Annotated in this window: 4 protein-coding genes; all 4 read left to right on the top strand. The window is 62.7% G+C overall.

All coding sequences use genetic code 11. From position 1 onward, the window contains the following. The coding region (locus RDN59_RS11120) for an MmgE/PrpD family protein (protein WP_308607900.1) at window positions 1–974 on the top strand (974 nt) is incomplete at its 5' end. Then, window positions 975–1,907 (top strand): methylisocitrate lyase, encoded by a 933-nt coding sequence (gene prpB / locus RDN59_RS11115; protein ID WP_071407349.1) that lies wholly within the window; start codon window positions 975–977, stop codon window positions 1,905–1,907. 50 nt (window positions 1,908–1,957) lie between these two features. After that, window positions 1,958–3,106, top strand: coding sequence for a bifunctional 2-methylcitrate synthase/citrate synthase (locus RDN59_RS11110; RefSeq protein ID WP_308607899.1), 1,149 nt, complete (start codon window positions 1,958–1,960; stop codon window positions 3,104–3,106). Between the two features lie 211 nt (window positions 3,107–3,317). Next, a partial coding sequence (locus tag RDN59_RS11105; protein WP_308607898.1) for a pyruvate carboxylase occupies window positions 3,318–5,754 on the top strand: 2,437 nt, incomplete at its 3' end.

Genomic DNA, 5,754 nt, shown 5'->3' with positions numbered 1-5,754 from the left:
GCACCATGTTGAACCTTGACGTCGACACGATCTACCAGGCCATCGGCCAGGCTCTCCACACCACGACCGCCACCCGCCAGTCCCGCAAGGGCCTCATCTCCTCCTGGAAGGCTTATGCTCCGGCCTTTGCCGGCAAGATGGGCATCGAGGCAGTGGACCGCTCCATGCGCGGCGAGGGTGCCCCGGCCCCGATTTGGGAAGGCGAGGATGGCTTCATCGCCTGGATGCTCCACTCCCCGGAGCGCACCTACACCGTCCCCCTTCCGGCGGAGGGTGAGGAAAAGCGCGCCATCCTGGACACCTACACCAAGGAGCACTCCGCGGAGTACCAGGCACAGGCCCCGATCGATATGGCCTTTGCTCTCAAGAAGACCCTCGCGGAGAAGGGCCTGAAGACGGAGGACATCGAGTCCATCGTCCTCCACACCTCGCACCACACCCACTACGTCATCGGCACCGGCGCTAACGACCCGCAGAAGATGGATCCGGACGCCTCCCGCGAGACCCTGGATCACTCCATCATGTACATCTTCGCCGTGGCCCTCCAGGACGGCGAGTGGGATTACGAGACCTCCTACTCTGACGAGCGCAAGCACCGCCAGGACACCATCGACCTGTGGCACAAGATTTCCACCGTTGAGGATCCGGAGTGGACCCGCCGCTACCACTCCAACGACCTGGATGAGAAGGCCTTCGGCGGCAAGGCCGTCATCACCTTCAAGGACGGCACTGTCATTGAGGATGAGCGCGCGGTGGCCGACGCCCACCCGCTCGGCGCCCGCCCGTTCGGCCGCGAGGAGTACATCAACAAGTTCAAGAAGCTGGCCGCTGGCAAGGTCTCAGAGGAGGAACAGGAGCGCTTCCTTAAGGCTGCGCAGGACCTGGAGAACCTCACGGACCTTAGTGAGCTCAACGTTCGCCTCACCGACGAGGCCATCGCCACCGCACCCGAGACCCCGAAGGGAGTGTTCTAAATGGCCGGCCTGTTTGGTTCCACTATCAGCAATGCGGACAAGCGCAAGAGCTTCCGCGAAGCGCTGAACGCACCAGAAATCACCACGCTGCCAGGCGCGTTCAATCCGCTCACCGCGCGTCTCATTCAGGACATCGGTGGCTTCGGCGGCGTCTACGTCTCCGGCGCGGTGCTGGCCAATGACCTGGGCCTGCCGGACATCGGCCTGACCACGCTCACCGAGGTAGCGCAGCGCGCTGGGCACATCGCCCGTGCCACGGATTTGCCTGTGCTTGTCGACGCCGACACCGGCTTCGGCGAGCCCATGTCCGCCGCCCGTACGGTCGCCGCGCTGGAAGACGCAGGTCTGGCCGGCTGTCACCTGGAAGACCAGGTCAACCCGAAGCGTTGCGGTCACCTCGATGGCAAGGAAGTGGTGCCGACGGATCTCATGGTTCGCCGCATTACCGCCGCCGTCAACGAGCGCCGCGATGAGAACTTCATCATCTGTGCGCGTACCGATGCCGCCGGCATCCACGGCATCGATGAGGCCATCGAGCGTGCCAAGGCTTATGCCGACGCCGGCGCGGACCTCATCTTCACCGAGGCTCTCTACTCGCCGGAGGACTTCGAAAAGTTCCGTGCCGCCGTGGACACCCCGCTGCTGGCCAACATGACGGAATTCGGCAAGACCGAGCTGCTGTCAGCTAAGCGCATTGAGGACTTGGGCTACAACGCCGTCATCTGGCCGGTATCCACCCTGCGCGTGGCCATGGGCGCTACCGAAGAATTCCTCCGCGACATGCAGGAAACCGGCCTGCAATCCGAGGAGTGGCTCGAGCGCATGCAGCACCGCTCCCGCCTCTACGAGCTGGTGCGCTACGACGAGTACAACGCCTTCGACCAGAGCGTGTTCACGTACTCCAAGGACAGCTACAAGCCCACCTTTGACTAATACCCCCGGCCTAGCCCACACGCTAGGCCCCCACTTAAGGAGAAAACACCATGTCTGAGACCCCAGAGATCCGCAAGGGCCTGTACGGCGTTGTCGTCGATGAGACCGCTGTGTCCAAGGTCGTCCCGGAGACCAACTCCCTGACCTACCGCGGCTACCCGGTCCAGGAGCTCGCACGCTACTGCTCTTTCGAGGAGGTTGCTTACCTGTTGTGGAACGGTGAGCTGCCGACCCAGGGCGAGCTCGTACGCTTCTCCGCTCGTGAGAAGGCGCTGCGCCACCTGGACCGCCACCTCATTGACCTGATTACTTCTATGCCGAAGTCCTGCCACCCGATGGACGTGCTGCGCACCGCAGTTTCCTTCATCGGCTCCCAGGACCCGGAGGAGTACACCAAGGACTCCGAGCACATCCGCCGTACCGCGCTGGAGCTTATGGCGAAGCTGCCGACCATCGTCGCACTCGATATTCGCCGCCGTCGCGGTGAGGGCTACATCGAGCCTTCCCGTAAGAAGGGCTTCGCGGAGAACTTCCTGTGGATGGTCTTCGGCGAGGAAGAAGGCTCCCCAGCCCTGTCACGCTCCGATATTGAGGCCTTCGATAAGTCCCTCATCCTCTACGCCGAGCACTCCTTCAACGCCTCCACCTTCGCCGCCCGCGTGGTGACCTCCACGATGTCGGATACCTACTCCGCGGTCACCGCTGCTATCGGTGCGCTGAAGGGCCCGCTGCACGGTGGCGCTAACGAGGCCGTGATGAAGAACTTCCTTGAGGTCGGCGACCCGGCCAAGGCAGAGGAGTGGACGCTGAACAAGCTCAAGAACAAGGAGCTCGTCATGGGCTTCGGTCACCGCGTGTACAAGAACGGTGACTCCCGCGTTCCGACCATGGAGGCTGCCTTCCGCGAGCTGGCCAAGGACCACGGCCAGGAGCAGTGGGTGGAGATGTACGAGAAGATGGCTAAGACCATGTACGAGAACACCTCCATCAAGATCCAGCCGAACCTGGACTTCCCGGCTGGCCCTGCGTACCACATCCTGGGCTTCGACATCGAGTTCTTCACCCCGATCTTCGTGATGGCCCGCATCACCGGCTGGACCGCACACATCGTGGAGCAGAACGAAAACAACTCCCTCATCCGCCCGCTGTCTGCCTACAACGGCAAGGAGCAGCGCTCCGTTCCGCCGAAGGAGATTTAGAAAAAGCAAAGTTAGCTAATGCAGCATTAGCTAGCAGAGAACATAAAACCAGCGCACGAACGATTCTCTTCGTGCGCTGGTTTTAGCTCTTTGTCCGAGTCCCCTGCAGTGCGAGAATTTCTGTTGTTTGGTATATCGATTTCCGCCCGCGTTGTCGCCTCGGACACTATCCTTAAGTTCGTATTGTGCTTATCTGAAAGGATCACTCCCAGTGTCTGATACCGCCCACAAGTCCTTCTCTAAGATCTTGGTGGCAAACCGCGGCGAAATTGCCGTGCGCGCCTTCCGCGCTGCCTTTGAGGTCGGCTCCAAGACCGTTGCAATTTATCCAAAGGAAGACCGCAACTCCTTCCACCGCGCCTTTGCCAATGAGGCAGTGCGCATCGGTACCGAGGGCCAACCGGTCAAGGCCTATCTCGATATCGATGAGGTTATTCGCGCCGCCAAGAAGTCCGGTGCGGATGCCATTTACCCTGGTTATGGCTTCCTTTCAGAGCGTGCCGATCTGGCCCGCGCCTGCCGTGACAACGGCATCAAGTTCATCGGCCCCACCGCCGAGACCCTTGACTTGACCGGTGACAAGGCCGCCGCTGTGGCCGCAGCGGAGGAAGCAGGGCTGCCTACGTTGAAGGACTCGAAGCCCTCGACGGACGTCGACAAGCTGGCGGAGTACGCCAAGGACTTTGAGTTCCCCGTCTTCGTGAAAGCAGTGGCCGGCGGTGGCGGCCGCGGCATGCGCTTCATCGAGAATGAAGCGGAGCTGAAGACTAAGTGCGCTGAGGCTTCCCGTGAGGCAGAGGCCGCCTTTGGCGATGGCCACGTCTATCTGGAGACCGCGGTGATTCGCCCGCAGCACATTGAGGTGCAGATTCTGGCTGACTCCCAGGGCAACGTCATGCACCTGTACGAGCGCGACTGCTCCGTGCAGCGCCGTCACCAGAAGGTCGTGGAGATCGCCCCGGCGCCGACGCTGGACCCGGAGCTGCGTGACCGCATCTGCGCGGACGCCGTGAAATTCTGCGAGCACATCAACTACGAGGGCGCCGGTACCGTCGAGTTCCTCGTGGATGAGAAGGGCAACCACGTCTTCATCGAGATGAACCCGCGCGTGCAGGTCGAGCACACCGTGACCGAGGAGGTCACGGGCGTGGATATCGTGAAGTCCCAAATGCAGATTGCCGCGGGCCTCTCCCTGGAGGAACTGGGCCTGAAGCAGGAGGATATCCACATCACCGGCGCGGCGCTGCAGTGCCGTATCACCACTGAGGACCCCTCTAACGGCTTCCGCCCGGATACCGGCACGCTGACCCAGTACCGCTCGCCGGGTGGCGCGGGCGTGCGTCTCGACGGTGCAACGGCCGTCGGTGCGGAGATCTCCCCGAACTTTGACTCCCTGCTGGTGAAGATGACCTGCCGCGGTGTCAACTTTGAACAAGCCGTGGCCCGTGCGCAGCGCGCGCTCAATGAGTTCACCGTGGCCGGCGTGGCCACCAACATCGGCTTCCTGCGTGCTCTGCTGCGCGAGCCGGACTTCGTTAACACCCGCGTGGACACCAGCTTCATTCCGGAGCACCCGGACCTGCTGAAGGCCCCGCCGGCTGTGGACGAGTCCGGCCGCATCATCGACTACATCGCTGACGTGACCGTCAACAAGCCGAACGGTGAGCGCCCGACCACCCTGCGCCCCTTCGATAAGCTGCCGGATCTGGACTTTAACTCCGAGCTGCCGCGCGGTTCCCGCGATGAGCTGCTGGAGCTCGGCCCGAAGAAGTGGGCAGAAAAGATCCGTAAGCAGGATGCTCTGGCGGTCACCGATACCACCTTCCGCGATGCTCACCAGTCCCTGCTGGCTACCCGCGTGCGCGGCACCGCTCTGGTCACCGCCGCTGAGGCCGTCGCCCGCATGACCCCGGAGCTGTACTCGGTGGAGGCGTGGGGTGGTGCCACCTACGACGTCGCCATGCGCTTCCTCAAGGAAGACCCGTGGGTGCGCCTGGATCTGCTGCGTGAGGCCATGCCGAACCAGAACATCCAGATGCTGCTGCGCGGCCGAAACACCGTGGGCTATTCGCCGTACTCCAACGACGTGTGCACCGGCTTCGTGCAGGAGGCCGCAAAGTCTGGCGTCGATGTCTTCCGCATCTTTGACGCGCTGAACGACGTCACCCAGATGCGCCCGGCTATCGACGCCGTCCTGGAGACCAACACCACCGTGGCCGAGGTCGCCATGGCCTACTCCGGCGACATGTGCTCCCCGGATGAGAAGCTGTACACGCTGGATTACTACCTCAAGCTGGCCGAAGAGATCGTCAACACCGGCGCCCACGTCTTGGCCATTAAGGACATGGCGGGTCTGCTGCGTCCGGAGTCCGCATCCAAGCTGGTCATGGCTCTGCGCAAGGAGTTTGACCTGCCGGTTCACGTGCACACGCACGATACCGCTGGCGGCCAGCTGGCCACCTACTACGCCGCGGCGCTCTCTGGTGCCGACATCGTCGACGGTGCCTCCGCACCGCTGGCGGGCACCACCTCCCAGCCTTCGCTGTCCGCCATCATCGCGGCGTTCTCGAACTCCTCGCGTGATACCGGTATTTCGCTTAAGGCAGTCTCCGACCTGGAGCCCTACTGGGAGGCCGTGCGCCAGCTCT

It is taken from the genome of uncultured Corynebacterium sp. (genome assembly GCF_902489365.1).
Taxonomy (GTDB): Bacteria; Actinomycetota; Actinomycetes; order Mycobacteriales; family Mycobacteriaceae; genus Corynebacterium.
This window is presented reverse-complemented; position numbering and strand designations above follow the sequence as displayed.

What these genes read in the sequence shown, in the direction of transcription:
- RDN59_RS11110 (WP_308607899.1), top strand. Translation starts at nt 1,958, where the DNA reads ATGTCTGAGACCCCAGAGATCCGCAAGGGCCTGTACGGCGTTGTCGTC.
- prpB (WP_071407349.1), top strand. Translation starts at nt 975, where the DNA reads ATGGCCGGCCTGTTTGGTTCCACTATCAGCAATGCGGACAAGCGCAAG.